The sequence below is a fragment of the Sphingobacterium micropteri genome (genome assembly GCF_014692515.1).
In the GTDB taxonomy this organism is placed as follows: domain Bacteria; phylum Bacteroidota; class Bacteroidia; order Sphingobacteriales; family Sphingobacteriaceae; genus Sphingobacterium; species Sphingobacterium micropteri.
The window spans coordinates 1-20,460 of the sequence record NZ_JACOIK010000005.1 but is presented as its reverse complement, the minus strand read 5'-3'; the positions used below and the strand labels follow the sequence as shown (position 1 = coordinate 20,460).

The following is a 20,460-nucleotide window of genomic DNA, read 5'->3' as shown; positions in this document are numbered from 1 at the left end:
CTCACCTATGCTTATTATTTCAATTTTTGTAAACGAGACTTGGCTTCTTTTAGCACATCGTCCTCTTGATTATCATAATTATCGATTACACTTTCCAATGTTGATTTCGCTTGGAAGGTATCTCCTTTGCCAGCGTAGGCATCTGCCATCAAGATAAATCCTTTTGCTACCCAATAATCATAAGACGAGAAGGTATTGGCAATATCAAATGCGGATTCGATTGCTTTATCATATTGCTTCGATTTCAACTGTTGTTCCGCCACAAGGTATCTTGCTTCTGCCCCCGTAATTGTATTACTCTTCAATGCGGCCAGCTTAAATTCTTTAAGTGCATCTGCAAGTTTGTTGGTCGCGACATACGCTTTACCAGCATAAAGATGAGCCAAGGCGATATCTTCTTCGGAAGATTTATCGTGTTCTTTTACCAATTTCGCGTAGGTCTGTGTCTCCGCATAATCGCCTATATGATAGTAGGCGATCAACTGGTTTTTGATCGCAAAACCGTAATTCGACTTATATTCGGAAGTCAATTCTAATTTCCTTAATACCTGCACAGCCTCGTTATAAGCCTTCTTCTTCAGATGTAGCCGGGCAACACTGACCAGTGTTTGCTCGGTATAAGCACTCGTCCAGTCGTTCATAATAATATTAAAATCATGAAGCGCTTCACTGTCTTTGCCTAGCCGGGCATAACTTTCTCCTCGGATAAATCGTGCATGTTTTTCCTGAATGGGTTTTGGAAATTTATCAAAGTAGGCGTTGATAGCTTCTACGGCTCCTTGATAGTTACCTCTATCAAATAGTGTTTTTGCTACGCTAAAAGTATGGCCGTCTTGTTCCGCTGTGCTTAGATCACCAATATTCGTACTCGTTGCATAGCGAATATAGCCGGTAGCATCTCCTTTATCCAGGTAAATATTTTCGATAGAACGCATGGCTTGCTGCGCCTCATCCGTTATCGCATATTGGTCTACTACACGCTGAAAAGTCTTTAATGCCGCATCGTTATCATTTTTATTATACTGAACTAATCCAATCGTAACCAATGCCCTCGGTACGTAGCTACTACGCGGGTATTCTTCCACCATCTGCTGTAAGCCACCAATTGCACGGTCATGGTCTCCCATTAAGAAATAAGTATAGGGAATTTCAAAAGCCACATCATCCGCATAATTTGATTTAGGATATTTTTGAATAACGGAATTTAATGTGGCAATTTTCGCATTATTATCGCCTTGCAACCCCTGTATAATACCTCTTTGGAATAAGGCATAATCTTGGCTTGCGGCATTCGAATTAATCAAGCGGTTATAGTACTCCATGGCCCTACCGTAGTTCTTCATACCGAAATAAGAGTCGGCCAAGCGGGCAATGGCATCGTTGCGCGTGTTCAATTCTATACCATCTTTGCCTCCGGTTGCCAAAAATCGCTCAAAATAATTAGCAGCGGTATTATAACGATCATTGCGAAACGCAGCATAGGCTAGTGCATAATTCGCATAGCTATAAACATCGGTTTTACGAGCTGCTGGCAGTTGCATGAACTTATTGAAATTTCCTACTGCCTCCCCATATTTACGAACTTCGTACATCGCTTCTGCTTTCCAATATAATGCCAATGCATATATCTCTTCATCATACCGGTTGGCTTCAGAACGCATGAACATAGATATAGCATTCTCAAAAGCACGTTCATTGTAGAATTCCAGGCCACGATAATACGTTACCTTCTGATAGGCCGCATTTGCATCCCGACCGCGCTTCCCGATACTCTCCAAAATATCTACCGCCGCACGGTAGTTTTTCGTACTCAATAGCACCTCTGCCAACAAGGTCTTTGCTTCTTCCTGACGTGCAGAACGTGGATATGTATCTAAATATTCCTGCGTCGCATCCAAGGCCACCTGATGAAATTCCAATTCATAAGACAACTTGGCGTAATTAAAAAGTCCCTCTTCTTTAAGCTCAGGATCAAAATCCAGCTTTGAAGCCCGAAAGAAAGCGTTACGTGCACTTTGCTTATTTCCGGTTTTCAAAAAAGCATCTCCCAGGGTAATCATAGCGCTCTGGTAATAGGCATCTGGCTCGCTCAATTTCTCCAATTCAGTGATCGCTTTTTCATAGTCTTTCAACCTATAGGCAATATAACCTATCTGATAGCTATCTTGGTTATTTTGTGTTTTGCCTTGATCCTGGGCTTGAAATTTATCGTAATAGCTTTTTGATTTTTCTAAATCTCCTTTGATAAAATAAGTCGCTGCCACAATACGGAAAAGCTCCGTTTCGTTCTCTTGCTTAGTACGATCTAGAATCGGCAATGCATAATTTAAGACATCATCGTAGCGCTTATCTAAGAAATACAGTGCCGTGATATAATAAGGATAACTATTCTCATAAGTCTTCGAACCCTCTAATCGCTCAAACTCATTGAGGGCCGTTTTATATTCTGCGTCTAGATAAGACAAATAAGCATAGTAGTAAATAGATGCTTCCTGATACGGACCGCTTTCATCTTTCAATCGCTCAAAAAGAGGTTTGGAAGCCTCATAATCATCGGTCATAAATTTTGCGTAAGCGAGTTTAAAACGATACTCTACATTCTCCGCTCCCGCGAGGTTTTTACTATCAATCTTCTCAAACCATTCGATGGCCTTGATATAATCTTTTTTTGCGTAATATGACCGACCAATCTGAAAATAGGCTGCTTTAGAATTCGCGCTTGCCGGATAATCTTTAATATATTTCAAGAAACGGGATTCGGCATTGGTATCGCCTAACTCAAGCGCACAGATGGCCTGATAAAAGCGAACATTTTCTTTGATTAGGGTCAGCTCCTCCGTCTCGTCCAGTTGCAAGGTAGATTTAGTCCGGATGTCTTCGACTCGATCAAACTGCTTTGCTGCCGAGCTAAATTTCCCTCTTTCAAACAACTCCATTCCGGATTTGTACGCATTGTTTATCTGTTGCCAGGCCGTTTGTTGTCCAAACGCAGTAGCTCCCATTAAACTCAACGCCACTCCTACACCATAAATTTTCTTATTCATACTGATGAATTATTCAACAACTAAATCTTCGCATTATACATGAAAACGCCTCACCTCAAGGCTCAATTCTTCAGGATACTAAATTATAACTAAACTTTCACGTTTTCCTCAAAAGTTCTTAACATCTGTTGGTAACCATGCATTTATAACGAACTTTTTACCCAAAAAATATGCCCAACTTCCAAAAGCCGAGCATATCGCTATTTTTTAACGTTTTTTGATCACAAACCCTTCACGCTCCACTCACCACTCTTCACTCCATTTACCCTCTTTGTCCGGCAAGCAGATAAAGAACAGCCATACGTACGGCTACTCCGTTTTCTACCTGTTCCAAGATCATAGAATGTTTACTATCCGCCACATCCGAGGTAATCTCCACTCCCCTATTAATGGGTCCTGGGTGCATAATCGTAATCTCTTTGTCTAGCGAATCTAATATTTCTTTATTAAGACCATAAAGCATAGTATATTCCCGTAAAGAAGGGAAATAACCTATATCTTGCCGCTCAAGCTGTATACGTAACATATTCGCAACATCACACCACTGCAACGCTTTACGTAAATTATGTTCGACCTTGACGCCTAGTGAACCGATATATTTCGGAATAAGCGTTGTCGGTCCGCATACCATAACCTCTGCCCCCTGTTTTTGTAAGCAGAGAATATTTGACAACGCCACACGGGAATGCAGTATATCACCAATGATGGCCACTTTCCGTCCCGCAACATCACCAAATCGTTCCCGAATAGAGAAAGAATCAAGTAATGCCTGCGTAGGGTGTTCATGAGCCCCATCTCCGGCGTTGACAATCTGCGCATCGATGTGTTTACTCAAAAAAACACCAGCTCCGGCATAAGGGTGACGCATGACAATCATATCGACTTTCATGGCTAAAATATTATTGATCGTATCAATCAGGGTTTCACCTTTGCTAACCGAGGAAGAAGAAGCGGCAAAGTTGATGGTATCTGCAGAAAGGCGTTTTTCCGCGAGTTCAAAAGACAGACGTGTGCGCGTAGAATTTTCGAAAAACACATTTGCAATGGTAATATCCCGCAGGGAAGGCACTTTCTTTATGGGTCGATTTAATACTTCCTTAAAATTTGCTGCTGTATCCAGGATAAGTTGAATATCATTTTCATTCAAATCCTTTATTCCTAGAAGATGTCTTGTACTTAGTTGCTCTATTGTAATTGACATGTTATGAAAATTTTCTGTCGCTTTATTTCTTCTCTGTAATCAGCACGATACTATCCGTCTCGTCAATATCCTGCCAGCTCACAATTACTTTTTGTGAATCTATAGAATCTACCTGTATGCCAATATAATCAGGCTGAATAGGTATTTGGCGCGAAAAACGACGATCGACAAGCACAAGGAGTTCCATTTTCCCCGGTCTACCAAAAGCCTGTATCGCATCCATAGCGGAACGAATCGTTCGCCCGGTCCAGAGCACATCGTCAATCAAAATAACCTCTTTATCATCGACCATAAAGTCGATATCGGTACTATTTGCAATCAACGGATTGGCACCTTTCATTCGAAAATCATCCCGATAAAACGTAATGTCTAGAATACCCAACTGTATATCTACACCTGTCATTGTCTTGATTTCTTTTTGGATACGTTTCGCCAAATAGGTACCACGCGGTTGGATTCCGATGAGCACAGCATTGGAAAAATCGCAGTGATTCTCAATCAGTTGTTGACACAGACGCTTGATTGTTATCTGAAATTTAGCTCCTTCTAATAAAATAGATTGCTTCATTTTGGGAATATTTAAGCAAAAATAACGTATTTTTTGTGCTTTTCCTCTTTTTATTCGCCCGCTTGTTCAAAATAATGCCTGTACATATTGAATAATGCATCGACTTGTTTTTGCAATTCAGGCTGATTGACTTCATCCAATAGCTGTTTGTAGCGCTGAATCGACGCCAACCCAAAACGCATATTCCGATATTCCAGGTTAGATTTCGTTTGTGCTACCGCTTCGTAATAAGCCATATTTTCACGAATAAACGTTAAGTTTCGCTGTGTAATTTCATTTGCCTTAGCCGATTCACCCACCTCATACATAGCGCTTAACAACGGCACATATCCCATTACCTCCGACATTAAATAAGCCCTTTTCGGCATGTTTTCGTAAGCATTCAACACCAGTTCCTTCGCCTTGTCCTTTTCTTCTGCAGATAGCAATTGACGGGCGGCCTGACCATATATAGAGCCTACATACATACTGATATAACGATAAGAATCGGGATCTATATACGAAGCGTTTCCAATATTACCCCAAGAAAATTTATGCATTACATTATCATAGATTTGATCTATGTTCTCGATCGTGGAGGGATCTCCTTCCTGCAATCCGAAATCTATTGGCATCAAGCGATAAGCAAAGCCTTCATTCACTAAATACCTATCCAATCCCATATAGTTGCTTTCTGGCGTCGTGATCGTATAATAGACTGGACGCTTCCAGTTATTATTCGCTAGTATCGCCAACATAGAGAGTTCAGCACGACTTACATAATTCGGGCCGTATGTCCAACGCATCGTATCTACAATATTAGTTTCCCATTCTTTAGGAACAACATTATTAGCTAGTACCGCTTGTCTATCCACCGTCAATTCCATTTTCTTGGTCGGCAATACATTGACGAACTCACCACTTTGCAATTGCGCCTTATTCTGTGGATTGTCGGATAACATTACTTTTAAGAGGTCTTGTACAGGAACATATCCCGGAATATTATAATCTTGATAATAAATAACATCACGAACGCCATCTTTAATCAATTCGGGATCAATATTGATCGGTAATGCGTCCGCATCATTGACTTTCTTCATCATCTGTTTCATATACCAATCGGCACTAAGCAAACTCAAATTGACAACGCGCACATCTGTACGGAAACCTTCCACCTCTTGCACATACCATAGTGGATAGGTGTCGTTATCGCCATAACTGAATAGAATTGCATTGGGTGCACAGGATTCCAGATAATTTCGAGCCATGTCCCGGGCGAGGGATTTCTCCGAACGGTTGTGATCGTTATAATTTTGCGCGATCAGAATCACTGGACCCGCTAATACGCCGATGATTGCTGCGGCATACCCTGCAACCTTCACGTTTGTCTTTTTTCGGAGAAAGTCTGCAATCGCCAAGACGCCTAAGCCTATCCAGATACTGAAGGCATAAAAAGAACCCGCATAAGCATAGTCTCGCTCCCGAGGCTGCAATGGGTTTTGGTTCAGGTACAATACGATAGCAATACCCGTAAAGAAAAATAGCAACCCCACGACACCAGCGTCACGCTGCCGCCTACCAAAATGCCAGAAAGCGCCCAATAATCCCAAGATAAGCGGAAGGAAGAAATAAGTATTACGAGAGGGGTCTGTTTTCGCCGAGGTAGGCAGTGTATCCTGTCCGCCAACAAGCATATTATCAATTGGTTTAATGCCACTGATCCAGTTCCCTTCGGTAAACGAGCCATGTCCTTGTTGGTCATTTTGGCGACCTGCAAAATTCCACAAAAAATATCGTCCGTACATGTGTCCTATCTGGTAGCCAAAGAAGAACTTCAGATTATCGGCAAATGTAGGTGTTTCATCAGGCCCTAATCCCAAATATTCCCGATAATATTCGGCGTGCCCACCTTTGTCACTATAAATTCGAGGAAAAATCGTTTCCCTATCGTAGGTATATACCGGATTACGTTTAGCAACGACATATTTATCACCGTCTTTTCGGTATACTTTTTTACCATCTTCTACTCCAGTCGGGCGGGCATCAAAGAATTTACCTTTAAAAAGTGGTTCATCACCGTATTGTTCTCTGTTCAAATAGCTAAGAAATGAAAACGCATTATCTGGATCGCTATTATTCAACGTAGGATTCGCTTTTGCCCGGATCATAATCATGGCGAAAGAGCTGTATCCCAAAATAATAAAAGCCGTACTAATCATGGCTATATTTAAGACATACTTCTTCTTTTTAACGGAATAATAGATCCCGTAGATCAATCCGCCAACGAGTAGTAGAATAAAGAAAGCAAGTCCCGATCCAAAACCTAAGCCTAGCGTGTTCACAAAAAACAAGTCAAAATACGCTGCAAACTTGACGGAATATTGAATAACACCCCAGAGGATAAAGCCCAACACAACTACCCCTATCGCCAATGCCTTTAAAATCCCCGCCCCACTACTTTCTTTTGTTTTCCGGAAATAAATAACCAAGGCGATAGCAGGGATAACCAACAAGTTCAGCAAATGCACACCAATAGACAATCCCATCACATACGCGATGAGGATGAGCCACTTATCTGCTTGGGGTTCATCTGCTCGTGCTTCCCATTTTAATATCGCCCAAAAAACAACGGCAGTACACAAGGAAGACATGGCATACACTTCAGATTCAACCGCAGAGAACCAAAAAGTATCCGTAAAAGCATAGGCAAGCGCGCCTACTACCCCGGAAGCCATCACTATAAATAATTGAGAAGAACTAAGTTCCGCGTCACCTGATGTACCGACAAATATCTTCCGCGCCAAGGCTGTAATGGTCCAAAACAAAAAGAGGATCGTCAAACCGCTACATACGGTCGATCCAATATTCATCCAAAAAGCGATCCGGGCGGTGTCTCCCATGGCCAAGTTAGAAAAGAGATTCTGTATCATCAGAAACAGCGGTGCACCGGGCTGATGTACAATCTGCATTTTATAAGCGGAGGCAATAAATTCACCACAATCCCACCAACTCACCGTACGTTCAACCGTCATGACATATACTACCGTCGCGATGACTGCACATATCCATCCCAAAAGGTTATTGATCTTCTTGTAATCCATTCTATACTAGATAAGGTTATTCTAAAATACGCTCCGAAAATAAGGAATACTAACCGACTATTAAATATTATTTGCACATTTTAACGAAGTTTGTTACAAACAATAATACCAAGAAGCAACGTATCGTACCTCATCTAAAAAATATTTCATTGAGAATCAGTCTGGATATAGGATTTTGGACATTTTTTTTTGTAAGTTTTAAAAACTGACGTATATTTGCATCGTCAAAACAGAAACAAGCTGTTTCGACAAATGTTTGTCCCATAGTATAAGGGTAGTACAAGTGATTTTGGTTCATTTAGTCTTGGTTCGAATCCAGGTGGGACAACAAAAAAAGAGCGCAGATTTTGCGCTCTTTTTTTATTTCTAAAATTCAATCTCAAACGATTCTTCCTCGTTGACTTCTCTAAACTCCTTGGTGAAATGGTTATAATAATACGAACAATAGCCATAATCAATATAGCTCGTATCATTATCACAATTGGTTTGCTCAAATCCCCAAGTCGCATAAATGGTGACGCCTAGATTTTTAAAATCATAGCAGACTCCGGTTTGAATAAGTGCTTGAAGTAGCTCTTCCCGCCTATCTTGGGACAAGGGCTCAAATTCCCAAATATCTTCTTCGCACAACCTGTCCAATTTCAAGGTTAAAAATTCAGCATCTTCTGCTGTAAAAAACCGCCTTTTAAAGCCAAGGTTCTTTGCATTATTGTTCAACGCAATAAATTCAGTTACCCTTGGAGGTTTCGGATTATTTTTCAGGAATTCTTCTACCGCTCGCCTTTCAGATTCTTTTTTTTCCTGCCTTCTCTTTTCTAGATACTCCATAACAGTAAGGTTTTTAGATTCCATTTCTTCGCGGTACTTCTTTTTAAGCCTTAGCTTCGGCTTTTGGTTTTCTTTTGCCATAACTCGTTATATTATAATGGTGTTTTAACAGTCCCTAAGGTAGAAATAAATTTTTAAAATTAAAATTTATCGCGAGTCAAGCTCTATATATGAATTCCGTGTTTGAAAATCCTAACATTTCTTTGTACCTTCAATTCAGCTAATCAACCGGCGGAATCTTATGCTCATCAATTACAACGTATCATCATTTATTCCTAACCAAGATGCCAACGTAAAACATCCCCTCCCACGAGGACGTTATTTTACCTTTCTGCATGAAGCAGACACGCAAGTTTGTACGAAAGAACAATATATAGCCTACCGGAAAATTGGCAGACTGTTTTTTGCAGAAATTAAATGCGTTATTGATCAGGACAAGCAGGTTGTTTTAAACAACACGCTACCTACATTTTGGATGGTGTTCCAGCTTATGGGAACTTCTTCCGTCGCGACCGCAACAAAATCAGCGTTAGACACACAACAGTATCATGGATTTTTCCGCGAAAACAACGATACCCCATATGTGCTGAAAACAGGCAAAGTATGGCTGATCTTGATCGGCATGCAAATAGACAACAAAGCCGGTTTCGATCAGGAATGGCCCACATTAGCGTCCAAGATCGATGAATCTTTCTATCTGCTTCCTCCGTTAAAGATCGCATTCAGGAACAGAAAGATACTGGAGTCTATCCAACGTATAAAAAACGTCCCATTTTCGCTTGATTATAAATTGCAGAACCAAGTTGTCCAACTCATGGAAACCTACCACGGCGATTTGCGTGAACATGCGAAATCCATTCAACCGGAAGATATTTCGCTATTTCACCGTGCAAAGGACTACATCGTGGCTCATTATAGGGACGAAGACATCAACATCAATCGCATAGCGCAAGAGTTACTGACAAGCGACCGTACCCTCTACCGCATCTTTAAAGAAAATGGACTGACTATAAACAAAGCCATACAAACCATCCGGATTTATAAGGGGCGGGAGATGCTACGCGAAACTAATGCTTCCGTGGACATGATTGCCTTTCATCTGCAGTTTTCAACGGCCAAATATTTTATCAAGCAGTATGTCAAATATTTTGGCCATACCCCAGCTACAGAAAGAAAACTCCACCCTCCTCCCGCTGAACCCGATGATGAGGATGATGATCCACACGAAAGTAACTAGGACCCCGGGGTGGAATCGGAAAAACACGGAAGACTGTATACCCTCCCTAATGGATGCAGCGTCATTCCCTCCATAACGACAACATAATAGAAAGGGAAGTTACCGTTCCTTAAAGAGCCGGAGATTATCTATAAGGAATAGTACCGATAGAACGGGAGAAAATTAACTTCACCAAAGGGATATCTAAAGGACACTGAAGTTCTTTACGCTTTCCACTGATATACTCGCCATTCCCTGAGAGGTTTCTATAAAGGAAAACCGAAAAATCATTTTTTCTCGCGGAAACAACACCATGTACTGAAAGAATTAGTAAAAAAACCGCGGGAAATTTTGTTTCCCCGAAGTTTAGGGTTAGACGGAAAAAGGTAACATCGCAACAAAAAAACACCATTTAAACACCATAAGACAGTATTTTTCGATATCGGAACACCTCAAACTTTAAAAAATAGGGATAAAATTCCGCCAAAAAGTTTTTCGTCCCCATTGAATTTTGGCGGAATTTTGCCCCCTCGGCGTCCGACCACATGTTGTATGTTTGTATCGTTGCTAGCACAAAAACTATTTTTTCATTTCAAAACCCAAAAAAGATGAGCAAACTAACATTAAAAGAAAAGGAACAAAAAGATGTACAACTGATGCAGACTGCAGAGCAGATTCTTACCAAAATGGCGCAGGAAACGACTTTGTTTCCAGAGCCGACTCCCGGACTATCCGTTGTGGAAGCCGCATTATCCACTTTCCGTGACTCAGCAACGGAAGCGGCGTATCGCGATATGCGTGCTATTTTGGTACGTAAGGAAAAAAGAAAGGAGCTGGTATATCTGCTTCGCGAACTGGGCAAATACGTAGATACGGTGGCAAACGACGACGATACCATCGTATTAGCAGCGGGGTTCAGTATACGGAGACCTAACAGCTCTTTTAGCGGACTCGTTCCGAAGGCACAAGGTCCCGTTGCCGAGCCAAGTCATATCGGCAGCGGACGTATCACGCTGAAAACAAACCCTTGGGCAGGAGCACGCATGTACAATTTCCAGTTTCGTATCAAGGGAAGTGCAGAAGAATGGCATTCGCAGCTTAGCTCAAAAAGCACCTGTCTTATCGAAGGCTTGGAAACATTTAAAGAATATGAGTTCCGTGCTACATATGTGGGTATCAACCCAACACCTAATTTCAGTGATATCACGAGCAGCTACGTTCTTTAACAGGCTTATGCTTCACGTCATGCTCCGCAGCCGAGATCAGGGTATCTTCGGATAAAAGAGCGAAACTTTCTTGGATAATACTTAACTTCCCCGTGGGAAGTATTAAAAAAACATAATATCGCGGACAAACCGCACCATTAGATGAACACATGCGATAAAAAGCCGCCGTTTCGGGCTCTGCCACACAGGGATCAAAAATATAGATCCGACGCAGGGTCGCGAAACGACGGTTTATATATAACATGATATCGAAGAAACGATTACCATAGACACCTTACATGATGAAAGAAATAGTCACAGAACATCCTTTGAGAACCATTATACTACGTTTTGATTTAAAGAAAACCCAGCTGAAAACCGAGAAAAGGGGGCTTGACGCACACTATCACATGCACGATCTAACCTGGACTATGCAACAGCAACTTCATGCGCATTATCAAACGTTGGAAGAAATCGAAATACAGGTTAATGAACTGAAATATTATTTATTACCCATAGAGCAGGATTTGGATATGCTAGAAGTGTTTCTCGGAATTAAAGATCCATCAGTATTACCTTTTGATGAAAAAGACGACAATACGGAAATTGACATCGATCTGGATGCGTTTTACAAAGACGTCAGCTATCATAATCAGCGCATCCAGGATCTTCATGATGAAGTGTCTAAAGAATACAACTGGTATAAGCAGCATTTTGACATGATGTATGAAAAAGAGAGCTGGATCGATGATTCTCTATGGGACGATGTCCATCAGATTTATCTTATTTACACAGAGGTACAGGTCGATATTGTTACATTGGATCGGGATCAAGAGGAATTTCGGGAGATATTATCCGAGGTATTTGATTACCAAGAGATATACCGGGAGTATGCGGAAACGCTTTTCCAGACGTACAATGAATTGCAAAAACGGTCTGAAGAGAATTATCGGCGTACAGAAATCGTCAACCAAGCGCTCCATAAAATGCAGTCCTAAATGTGCATTATAAAGATTAAGATTATTACTAATGCGGCAATCTTTCTCTAAAATAACCATATACCCATGTTCCAGCCACCGCACTTAACAGGGTTACGGCGATGACGGTTGCACCTGTACCAATCTGCGCAAACAATGGCCCAGGACAAGCTCCGGTTATCGCCCAGCCGAAACCAAAAATTAATCCTCCGTATACCTGACCTTTACTAAATTTCTTTGGCGAAATGGTAATTTTCTCTCCATGAATTGTTTTCACGTCGAACTTTTTGATCAACCAAACAGAGAGCATCCCTACGACAACAGCACTACCAATAATTCCATACATATGAAACGATTGCAGACGGAACATCTCCTGTATACGGAACCAGCTGATAACTTCCGATTTAACAAACAGCAAACCGAAAATCATTCCAACAAAAAGATATTGGAGGTTAGCATACCATTTACGATTCAACTGACTTTCGCTGACACACATCGTAGCCTGCGATTTTTTTTCTGCGTTTGTATTGGTGTTGTCCATCTTATTTTTTTTGCTTTTTAAAGTGAAAGTATATAGGGCAAAATCCAGTTTGCCATCACGAATCCGCCTATCATGAAGCATATGGTGGCAACCAATGACGGCCACTGTAAATTCGACAATCCCATTATAGAATGACCACTGGTACAGCCACCAGCATATCGGGTACCGAATCCCACCAGAAAGCCCCCCACAACAATCAATATAAACCCTCGCGGGGTAAACAGCGCATGCCAATTAATAACATCCTCCGGGATAAGGTTATTGTAATTGGTAATACCGTAGCCCGCCAACTCATCGACTAATGCCGGATTTACCTCCACCGGTTGTGGGTTCGCCAAAAATACTGTTGCCAGTATTCCGCCAAGGAAAATACCGAAAACAAAAAAAAGATTCCATGTTTCCTTTTTCCAGTCGTAATGAAAAAACGGTATTTTCGCCGGCATACAGGCGGCACAAATGTGACGGAGGGAGGAGCTGATTCCAAAAGATTTATTACCCAACAGGAGCAATGCAGGCACCGTCAGCCCAATCATTGGCCCAGCAATATACCAGGGCCACGGTTGTCTCAAAAAATCCAACATACTTGCTTTTTTTATGTAAATGTTTCCACATACAAATCTATACAAATTAACCTATCTGATTTGTCACATTGGTTACATAGTGTTATTTTTTTGCTTAGCAGTATACCGGAAATAATGAATACATTAGAACATTTAAAGACGGTGATGCAACGTTAAATGTGACGTTAGAAAAGATAAGTCAACCCAATCGTTCCCCCACCATGTACGGTATTTCTTTTTCGGTTGGCTCCCCAAAATTCCCATGTCACCCCTTTAGTTCCCGGTTCGGGATCTATCGCTTCCACATAGGTAAATGATGGCGCTGCATATACTTGGAGATACCGGTTTAAGTTGACTGCGGGAATAAGGCGTAATGAACTTCTATTGGGCTCCACATACCTAACGTCTTTATCAAAATGAGTCCGATGAACCAGTTCTGTTGACAACATGAACCGTGGTTTATGTACGAGATGCGCCCCAATGCCCGCTTCAATACCATATTTAACGTTGTAGTCATTTACATATGTTCCTATAGCTAAAACACTATACATCACCCGTCCACCACTTCTGAGACTCAAATTAATAAATTTGCTTTCATCGACTCCTAATGAAAGTTGACGAGAACCATTTCTGATCCAGTTAAACACCCCTATAGGGTAGTCACTGCTATCTGCAATATTAAGCACAGCAAGCTGGACGCCATGCACCTTTTTGGCGATATTAATACCGCCTGCGAATTGGCTTCCCACCTCACCCTTCGTTAAATTCATCACGCCGGCCAATTGTATATTCTTTGGCGCATGGTTAGCCAGATTGATTCCACCTGTCAGTTGCATTCCCGAAACGAGTGTATCTACACTATTCCATGCTCCTGCCAATTGTATACCGGACAGCTTATTCAAACCAACATTGCTGATTCCCGCAGCCTGCAATCCTTCAACATTTCCGCCAACCACATTAAATAAACCTGCAAATTGAACACCATGCATATTAAACTGATTGACATTAAAGGCTCCCGCAAGTTCCGTCCCCGTTACACCAGCCGTATATCCACCTATGATATTTAAGGAGAATTTATTAACCACCTGTGAATTAAAAAGACCATGTGTACTCAATCCCGGAGTCATCGATACCTGAAAAGGACTATACACAAAAAAGCCGCCTAAGTTGAGGTTTTGTACCCGTTGCCTAGAACTTGTAAAAAACCTACCAAACATGGTATTTGAAATCATCTTACTGGAATCAGAGGCATAGTAATATCCTGTTTTCCGCTCCTTCCCTACATATGCAATCTCTACAGGAAGCAATAAGACAAGCATTGTATCGCGGTAATTTTCTTTACTCAAGGCTATTGTAAAAGTAGTCTCTGGATGCTTGACGTCCAACTCAAAATAGCCACGCTTATTGGTGAGCGTAGCGGCCTGATATGCTGTCCGGTCATACACGGTCGCAAAACTAACAGGTACGTCTGTACGAATATCCTTGACATAACCCGAAATCCTTGTCCGATTATTTTTGATCGTATCCAATTCAACCGTACTTATGTCCATTCGTCGCGGCGCATATCTTATAATAACATGGGAATTGGTCTCTTTAAAACTATATTGTGTCCCAAGCAGTTGTTCCAAATAATCAACTAACAAACCTTGATAACCATCTACATAAACTTCTTTATCTAAATCCAGTAACTTACTGTCGTAAGAAAACAATATCGACTGATTATCTTTCAGCACTTCAAAAACTTCTCTCATGCTCGCGCCGTCGAATTTTGGCACTTGTATATGGTTTGAAAGTATATTTTGAGCGTAAGCAGGGAAACAGCTGAAAATTATAAGTAATGCACCTACTGCAAAAAGTTTAGATTTACGGATTATATATAGGGTGATTTTCAAGTGGTTGTTAAAATTATTATACATAGACACGAGGCGCTTAATTAATGTAATAGATGTCATCTTTTTTACTCATTTTTAAGTCGAACGTTTTCAGAATAACATCTATGATTTCCGTTAGATTCTGCTGTTCGAATGTTGCTGTGTAGGTTAGATTCTTTGCTTCCGGATCCTCAATCAAAAACTTTTTTTGATAAGCTTTCCCTAAAATTTCGAAAACTCGCGGCAAAGGTGTGTTCTCAAATGTAAATTCCTGATGGACATAATACCGATAAAGCTGATCCGGTACGGTGTCAATACGAACCTTCTGATCAGAAGTATCTGAAACGACGATCATCTGATTCGGCTTTAACACGATTTCCTGTTTGTTATAGGCCACTTTTACAGCACCACTTGCGACAATGATCTCTGTATCCATTCCGTCACGCCGAACATGAAAGCTTGTTCCCAATACCGTGATTTTACTTTTACCACTTTCGATAACAAAAGGATTATCTGGGTCTTTTTTCACATCAAAAAAGACTTCTCCAGCAAACAATCGAACCTTACGATCTTTCCCAAGCCATTCTTTTCGATAAATCATTTCCGCGTTGGTATTTAGATGTACTGTACTCCCATCCGGTAATCCAACATGCTGAACTTGCATAGCTGTTTTTAATTTCTTTTCTACACGCAATACAGATTGAAGTCCCCAAAAAGCGAATGCACCGAACAACAACAGCGATGCTGCTACGCGTATCCAATTCAGGTGATTTCGTTTTCTATTGTCACGCATCTGAACAAAATCTGACCAAGCCTTATCAACATCTATTTCAGGAACCTGTTTAAGTTCTTCTCCAATATCCCATACTCTTTTCATTTCCTCCAATTCCTTTTTATTGTCGCTATGTTCAGCAGCCCAAGTTTCCACAAAAAGACGCTCTTGATGATCAGCTTCTCCGACGATGTATTTTATTATTAGTTCTTTCATAATCCTGTCATGATGATTAAGGTCAACACATTTAAATAATCTGCAAGATGATGCCGCAAGTGTTTCAATGCTTTAGTCATATGGCCTTCCACCGTTTTCAACGACAACGTCAGCACCTCGGCTATTTCTTGGTATTTCAACTCCTGAAACCGGCTCATCTCGAACACCATTCGACTTTTTTCAGGCAATTGGGACAGTGCCACATGCAGCTGTTTCCGCAATTCGGCGTCACTTTGTTGGGCGTAGGTGTAATCACCTCTATACTGCTGATCTATTTCATATCTCATTTTTAGTTGTTCTCGTTTGATAAGATTTACACTTTCATTATATACCGCACGGTACAGGTAGGAACGGACAGAAGTATGGATACCTCGTTGCCAATCTTTCTTTTCCCACAGCTTCAAAAAAACCTGTTGAACAGTTTCTTCAGCCGTATCAGCATCTCCTAATATCTTAAAAGCATATCGATGCAGTTCTCCAAAATGAGACCTGAAAACTTCTTCAAATTTTTTCTCTTTATCCAACAGCATAGTTATATTCTGAATGCACTACTATTTATGAAGACAATCAAAATGGTCCCCACCCTTAAAAATTTTCATCTTTTATTTTTACCACGTTGCTCTTCCATTAAAACAAAAATAGACAAAGCCTTTTTTATTTATTTTTTTTCATTTCCGGTAAGGGTATGGTCGGAATAAACTGTCATAGTTCTAAAACAATAGGATAGATAACATTAAATCTTAAACGTAATCACAAAATGAAAAAAATGAGAAAAATGCAAAAACAAGTCCAGTACGGATTGATGATTTTCACGTTATGTCTTGGCTTACAGCTAACGGCAGATGCCCAAGACATAACATACGGCTTAAAGGTGGGCGCCTTATACAACATGCCAAGCTATGGCAATAAAGCGGTTAGTAATTCTGAATCGAAGTTTGGTATACAAGCGGGAGTTTTTGCCCGAACTTCTGAAAAGCTCTATTTGCAGGGAGAATTAAGCTTTTCCACTTTTAAATCGAAGTATGCTTTCCAACAGCAGAACCACAACCCAACATTCTATCAATTGAATTTACCTATCCAATTGGGATATAAAATTGTAGAAACCGAACAAATGAATTTGAGAGCTTCGGTAGGACCTCAGGTAAACTACAACCTAAAAAAGGTTAACGCTACTAGTAACACAAATTTCAATACATTTACTTATGACGGTGTTGTGAACATCGGAACCGATATCAATCGTTTTACGGTAGATCTTCGATATAATCACTCGGTTAACAAAACGAGTAAAGCCCTTGATAGTCGAGATCGAATAGTAGGCTTATCGGTTGGATATAAGTTTTAAATTGTCAAAATATCTGCCAGGGACAGATTTCATTATAGAGCTTTCTTCATTTGAGGAAAGCTTTTTTTTTATCTAAAAACGCTCACCTTGAAATAATCACCCAACAGGGTATCTAGTTTCGTCAACAAATAGTTATTCACTTTCTATGGTGTCCGTTACCGATTTTTCTACCCAAAACAAAAAAGCCCGACTTTTGTCGAGTTTTTTTTGTCGGGGTGGCAGGATTTTCCACCACTCCCCTAAATCGTTGATTTTGTTATTGTTAGCAAGTAGACTATCAAGAGAGGTAACCGAATAGGTCACCTTTAATATGACCGCCTTTGTAGGCTTTTGTGTTCTCCCGATAGAACCTTTTCCAATCAGTCAATGTACTTTGTTATTATAAAGATACGAAAATCCTCCGATAATAACAATCCTTTTTCTCATAGAATTAAGTCGCCAAATCAATTCCGTAAACAACCAAAGCGAGAACAGCGCAGGGCAAGAGCGACGGGGTTTCGCAAGCCACTAATGAGCGGTGGGAAAACACTTGGCTTCATTCTGGTTTTTTTAATCTTATGGTTTTATGTTCCATTCTATTGGTTTCAATCTTTCCGCTATTGTTGTCAAAGTTTTTAGTATGTCCTTTTCGGGTGGAAGTTCACCAAAAACCAATTCGCTGAAACTTCCTGTGTAAGCATCTTTGATTTTATTCCAAGTGTCTGTTGTATCAGAAAAAATAATTGCTGTCGTTGGGTGATTGGCTAACCACTCGTTGTTGTTTTTGAAACTTGTGATGTCATCATTTGCTACACGCAAAAGCATTTTTTCAAAGTCGTCTGATTGAAAGAAAGATTTTAGCTTTTCATCTTTCAACATCAAATGAATATCGTAAGTATGACGGATTTTGTTTCGTAAATCGGCAATGGGTTCTTGTGTTTGAGAAAAACGAACCAAACTCATAATTTTCTCACACAACGTTCTTTTTGGATTCAATGCCAATACTTCAAACGGATTCATTCCGTATTCGTCAATGAGTGCTTGTTGGTTATTCTGCAACATCATTTCGTAAATGAACGAACTTACATTTGCTGTTGTGTATGGTTCAAAATTCCCTAACCAAGTAGATTCTACAATGATAATATCTCGCACTTGTCCGAAATGTCCTGTGAAAGTTCGTGGATAATTATGTGCTGTTTTACGTATCATTCCGACTTTATTGGTAATTCCATCAATGTCCATTTCGGGAAGTACGTCTGAAACGCATTTGGAAATTTTTTTGATTTTGTTTTTTAGTTGATTACCCGTTTCGCTTTCATTTCTCAATACGACCAAATCAATATCTTCCGAAAACCGTTGTATCAATTCAAAGCATTTTGATAATGCTGTTCCGCCTTTAAAAACGGTTTCTTTGCCTATATCATTTTTGAAAATATGGAATAAAGCTAATGTTACCCAATAATCCTTTTCAACGTAGATAGGATTGATTTTTAGCTTATCAGCTGTTGTAAGTACAGCTTGCCTAAAAATATCAGGAAATAAGTGTAGCTTCATTTGATATTCCAATTTTCTGCGGTTGGTAATTGCCTATTACCAATGCCATATTCGTACTCCGAAAGCGGGTTTAAACTTGTTTTTAATGCTGTTAAATCATTTTCAGTTTTTATGTTTTCCAGTAACGCACCGAGAAAACTTCGTACTCTTGGAGGATAAGCCAAACCACATTTTATCAAAAGTTTTATTTCTGTGGGATTGAGTTCTTTCAGTTTTGTTGAAAGAATTTTTATGGCAGAATTTTTATCTAAGTCGGGGATTTTTTTAAAATCCTTCAACGCATCAAGCAGCCCCAATAGCTTATAATTGTTCTCGGTAACTTCGGTATAGGCTTTGGTAAATGTTGCTTTTTCCCAACCTAAAGTTACTTTACCTCGTCTTTTATTTGTGGCAATTTTAGTGCTAAACGGAATTTGCGTTGTCAAATACAATTGATTATACAAGGATGTTCCAGTAACGTATCCAATACGTTTCCCGTTTTCAAACAAATACAGATCCTGAAGTAGAACACTGTAGTTAGGGGGGAGTTCTCCAAAAATAGTTTGTTTCGGTCTGTAGAAAACACCTTTGGATATTTTTTTTATAAGCCCCGATTTTTGCAGGCGTTCCAATGTTTTTGAGGCTGTGGTGTAATCTTCTTTGGCAATACGCAAATCATCATAACCGAAGGTTTTCCCCTCGGGAAATTGTTTTATCCTGTTGCGTATTTGAGTTGTCAAAGTCATAGTGCAAAGGTAATCATAATTTTCAAATGTCAAGTAAATGAAACAGAATACTTGACATTAGAAAGAAGTATCAGGTGTTATTCAATCAGTTTTAAAATCCTTGTTTGCTCTTTTTTCTATTATAGGAATTATCTTGAAAACTACTTTTTCCCTGTCTACCGATAGGTATATTCTGCTGTTTAAAACTATACCAAAAATAACCATATTTCCTTTCAATGGCTAATATTCTATGAGATACAGTTTTTTGATATGGTTTATTGACCACACAAGCGTTTTGTAACCAACAAACGAAAACAATCAGCTGCAAACTTTATCAACTGGCGAAAGAAAGGAAAACCTTGCATGACACACGACTTTCTTCGTAAACAGCTAAAGCGAGAATAGCAAAGGGCAAGAGCGGCGGGGAAGTGGTTTGCATATTAATTCTTATCTTGTTTTGGTTTTCTGTTACCGATCGTCTTCCAACCACCGTAGGTCATTTTTACAGGAATTCCAGTGCTTAGGGAATAAACAACTCCACTTAGGGCATATTGTATTACAGTAGAAATCCAAATAAGGGAATAAATCTCATTTCTTGCCTTTATTACAAGAGAAATGAATCCAATTACCACTATAATTCCCAAAATTAACATTGTTAGTCCATAGTCGTCAGTTTGGATATTACGGTTCGATTAGTGCCATTGATTTCGGTCGGATGATGCCAGCGATTACGGTTCAAAAGATGCCATTCTATTTAGATATTGCTGATTCCCGTTACGGTTCGAATGGTGCCAATATCGAA

The 20,460-nt window shown here is 40.0% G+C and carries 17 protein-coding genes; 4 read left to right on the top strand and 13 right to left on the bottom strand.

The annotated features are described in order from the left end of the window. Positions 1-14: 14 nt before the first annotated feature. The 5 genes from H8B06_RS07785 to H8B06_RS07765 all read right to left on the bottom strand — a co-directional run bounded on the left by H8B06_RS07785 (position 15) and on the right by H8B06_RS07765 (position 8,802). Positions 15-3,044, bottom strand: a complete 3,030-nt coding sequence (locus H8B06_RS07785; protein ID WP_190993730.1) for a tetratricopeptide repeat protein — start codon at positions 3,042-3,044, stop codon at positions 15-17. 262 nt (positions 3,045-3,306) lie between these two features. Beyond that, on the bottom strand, positions 3,307-4,245 hold the full coding sequence (locus H8B06_RS07780) for an aspartate carbamoyltransferase catalytic subunit (protein WP_190993729.1): 939 nt from the start codon (positions 4,243-4,245) through the stop codon (positions 3,307-3,309). Positions 4,246-4,267: 22 nt separating this feature from the next. Next, positions 4,268-4,813, bottom strand: coding sequence for a bifunctional pyr operon transcriptional regulator/uracil phosphoribosyltransferase PyrR (gene pyrR, locus H8B06_RS07775; protein WP_190993728.1), 546 nt, complete (start codon positions 4,811-4,813; stop codon positions 4,268-4,270). 50 nt (positions 4,814-4,863) lie between these two features. Next, the gene (locus H8B06_RS07770) at positions 4,864-7,893 is read right to left on the bottom strand and encodes a glycosyltransferase family 117 protein (protein ID WP_190993727.1); all 3,030 of its coding nucleotides are present in this window, start codon (positions 7,891-7,893) and stop codon (positions 4,864-4,866) included. 366 nt (positions 7,894-8,259) lie between these two features. Next, positions 8,260-8,802, bottom strand: coding sequence for a hypothetical protein (locus H8B06_RS07765; protein WP_190993726.1), 543 nt, complete (start codon positions 8,800-8,802; stop codon positions 8,260-8,262). Positions 8,803-8,962: 160 nt separating this feature from the next. On the opposite strand from H8B06_RS07765, the gene H8B06_RS07760 reads away from it, so the two are divergent. Together H8B06_RS07760 and H8B06_RS07755 are read left to right on the top strand one after the other, a co-directional pair. Beyond that, entirely contained in the window at positions 8,963-9,958 is a 996-nt protein-coding gene (locus H8B06_RS07760) for a helix-turn-helix domain-containing protein (protein ID WP_190993725.1), read from the top strand. Between the two features lie 587 nt (positions 9,959-10,545). Continuing rightward, positions 10,546-11,163, top strand: coding sequence for a hypothetical protein (locus H8B06_RS07755; protein ID WP_190993724.1), 618 nt, complete (start codon positions 10,546-10,548; stop codon positions 11,161-11,163). Here H8B06_RS07755 and H8B06_RS07750 read toward each other — a convergent pair. Then, positions 11,141-11,407: a hypothetical protein gene (locus tag H8B06_RS07750; protein WP_190993723.1), complete on the bottom strand. Its 267-nt coding sequence runs from the start codon at positions 11,405-11,407 to the stop codon at positions 11,141-11,143. The genes H8B06_RS07755 and H8B06_RS07750 overlap by 23 nt on opposite strands. Positions 11,408-11,441: 34 nt before the next feature. Here H8B06_RS07750 and H8B06_RS07745 point away from each other — a divergent pair, with 34 nt between their 5' ends. Continuing rightward, a complete protein-coding gene (locus H8B06_RS07745; protein WP_190993722.1) occupies positions 11,442-12,140 on the top strand; it encodes a hypothetical protein in 699 nt (232 codons plus the stop codon). A 28-nt stretch (positions 12,141-12,168) separates the two neighbouring features. On the opposite strand, the gene H8B06_RS07740 is transcribed toward H8B06_RS07745, so the two are convergent. The 5 genes from H8B06_RS07740 to H8B06_RS07720 all read right to left on the bottom strand — a co-directional run bounded on the left by H8B06_RS07740 (position 12,169) and on the right by H8B06_RS07720 (position 16,609). Continuing rightward, positions 12,169-12,660, bottom strand: coding sequence for a YeeE/YedE family protein (locus H8B06_RS07740; protein WP_190993721.1), 492 nt, complete (start codon positions 12,658-12,660; stop codon positions 12,169-12,171). A gap of 17 nt (positions 12,661-12,677) precedes the next feature. Beyond that, positions 12,678-13,241 carry a YeeE/YedE family protein gene (locus tag H8B06_RS07735; RefSeq protein ID WP_190993720.1) on the bottom strand — a complete coding sequence of 188 codons (564 nt, stop codon included), beginning with the start codon at positions 13,239-13,241 and terminating at the stop codon, positions 12,678-12,680. 164 nt (positions 13,242-13,405) lie between these two features. Then, entirely contained in the window at positions 13,406-14,971 is a 1,566-nt protein-coding gene (locus H8B06_RS07730; RefSeq protein WP_190993719.1) for a hypothetical protein, read from the bottom strand. A gap of 178 nt (positions 14,972-15,149) precedes the next feature. Next, the gene (locus H8B06_RS07725; RefSeq protein ID WP_190993718.1) at positions 15,150-16,079 is read right to left on the bottom strand and encodes a FecR family protein; all 930 of its coding nucleotides are present in this window, start codon (positions 16,077-16,079) and stop codon (positions 15,150-15,152) included. Next, positions 16,076-16,609 carry an RNA polymerase sigma-70 factor gene (locus tag H8B06_RS07720; RefSeq protein ID WP_190993717.1) on the bottom strand — a complete coding sequence of 178 codons (534 nt, stop codon included), beginning with the start codon at positions 16,607-16,609 and terminating at the stop codon, positions 16,076-16,078. The genes H8B06_RS07725 and H8B06_RS07720 overlap by 4 nt, the downstream gene beginning before the upstream one ends. Before the next feature lie 245 nt (positions 16,610-16,854). Between H8B06_RS07720 and H8B06_RS07715 the strand changes: the two genes are divergently transcribed. Then, the gene (locus H8B06_RS07715; protein ID WP_190993716.1) at positions 16,855-17,421 is read left to right on the top strand and encodes a porin family protein; all 567 of its coding nucleotides are present in this window, start codon (positions 16,855-16,857) and stop codon (positions 17,419-17,421) included. A 555-nt stretch (positions 17,422-17,976) separates the two neighbouring features. On the opposite strand, the gene H8B06_RS07710 is transcribed toward H8B06_RS07715, so the two are convergent. Next, complete coding sequence (locus tag H8B06_RS07710) at positions 17,977-18,954, bottom strand: nucleotidyl transferase AbiEii/AbiGii toxin family protein (protein ID WP_190993715.1); 978 nt, start codon at positions 18,952-18,954, stop codon at positions 17,977-17,979. Beyond that, positions 18,951-19,712, bottom strand: a complete 762-nt coding sequence (locus H8B06_RS07705) for a DUF6088 family protein (RefSeq protein ID WP_223857537.1) — start codon at positions 19,710-19,712, stop codon at positions 18,951-18,953. Before H8B06_RS07705 ends, H8B06_RS07710 begins: the two co-directional genes overlap by 4 nt. Positions 19,713-20,460: the final 748 nt, after the last annotated feature.

What these genes read in the sequence shown, in the direction of transcription:
- H8B06_RS07780 (WP_190993729.1), bottom strand. Translation starts at nt 4,245, where the DNA reads ATGTCAATTACAATAGAGCAACTAAGTACAAGACATCTTCTAGGAATA.
- H8B06_RS07750 (WP_190993723.1), bottom strand. Translation starts at nt 11,407, where the DNA reads ATGTTATATATAAACCGTCGTTTCGCGACCCTGCGTCGGATCTATATT.
- H8B06_RS07760 (WP_190993725.1), top strand. Translation starts at nt 8,963, where the DNA reads ATGCTCATCAATTACAACGTATCATCATTTATTCCTAACCAAGATGCC.
- H8B06_RS07735 (WP_190993720.1), bottom strand. Translation starts at nt 13,241, where the DNA reads ATGTTGGATTTTTTGAGACAACCGTGGCCCTGGTATATTGCTGGGCCA.
- H8B06_RS07770 (WP_190993727.1), bottom strand. Translation starts at nt 7,893, where the DNA reads ATGGATTACAAGAAGATCAATAACCTTTTGGGATGGATATGTGCAGTC.
- H8B06_RS07725 (WP_190993718.1), bottom strand. Translation starts at nt 16,079, where the DNA reads ATGAAAGAACTAATAATAAAATACATCGTCGGAGAAGCTGATCATCAA.
- H8B06_RS07745 (WP_190993722.1), top strand. Translation starts at nt 11,442, where the DNA reads ATGATGAAAGAAATAGTCACAGAACATCCTTTGAGAACCATTATACTA.
- pyrR (WP_190993728.1), bottom strand. Translation starts at nt 4,813, where the DNA reads ATGAAGCAATCTATTTTATTAGAAGGAGCTAAATTTCAGATAACAATC.
- H8B06_RS07740 (WP_190993721.1), bottom strand. Translation starts at nt 12,660, where the DNA reads ATGGACAACACCAATACAAACGCAGAAAAAAAATCGCAGGCTACGATG.
- H8B06_RS07730 (WP_190993719.1), bottom strand. Translation starts at nt 14,971, where the DNA reads ATGAGAGAAGTTTTTGAAGTGCTGAAAGATAATCAGTCGATATTGTTT.
- H8B06_RS07710 (WP_190993715.1), bottom strand. Translation starts at nt 18,954, where the DNA reads ATGAAGCTACACTTATTTCCTGATATTTTTAGGCAAGCTGTACTTACA.
- H8B06_RS07785 (WP_190993730.1), bottom strand. Translation starts at nt 3,044, where the DNA reads ATGAATAAGAAAATTTATGGTGTAGGAGTGGCGTTGAGTTTAATGGGA.
- H8B06_RS07715 (WP_190993716.1), top strand. Translation starts at nt 16,855, where the DNA reads ATGCAAAAACAAGTCCAGTACGGATTGATGATTTTCACGTTATGTCTT.
- H8B06_RS07765 (WP_190993726.1), bottom strand. Translation starts at nt 8,802, where the DNA reads ATGGCAAAAGAAAACCAAAAGCCGAAGCTAAGGCTTAAAAAGAAGTAC.
- H8B06_RS07755 (WP_190993724.1), top strand. Translation starts at nt 10,546, where the DNA reads ATGAGCAAACTAACATTAAAAGAAAAGGAACAAAAAGATGTACAACTG.
- H8B06_RS07720 (WP_190993717.1), bottom strand. Translation starts at nt 16,609, where the DNA reads ATGCTGTTGGATAAAGAGAAAAAATTTGAAGAAGTTTTCAGGTCTCAT.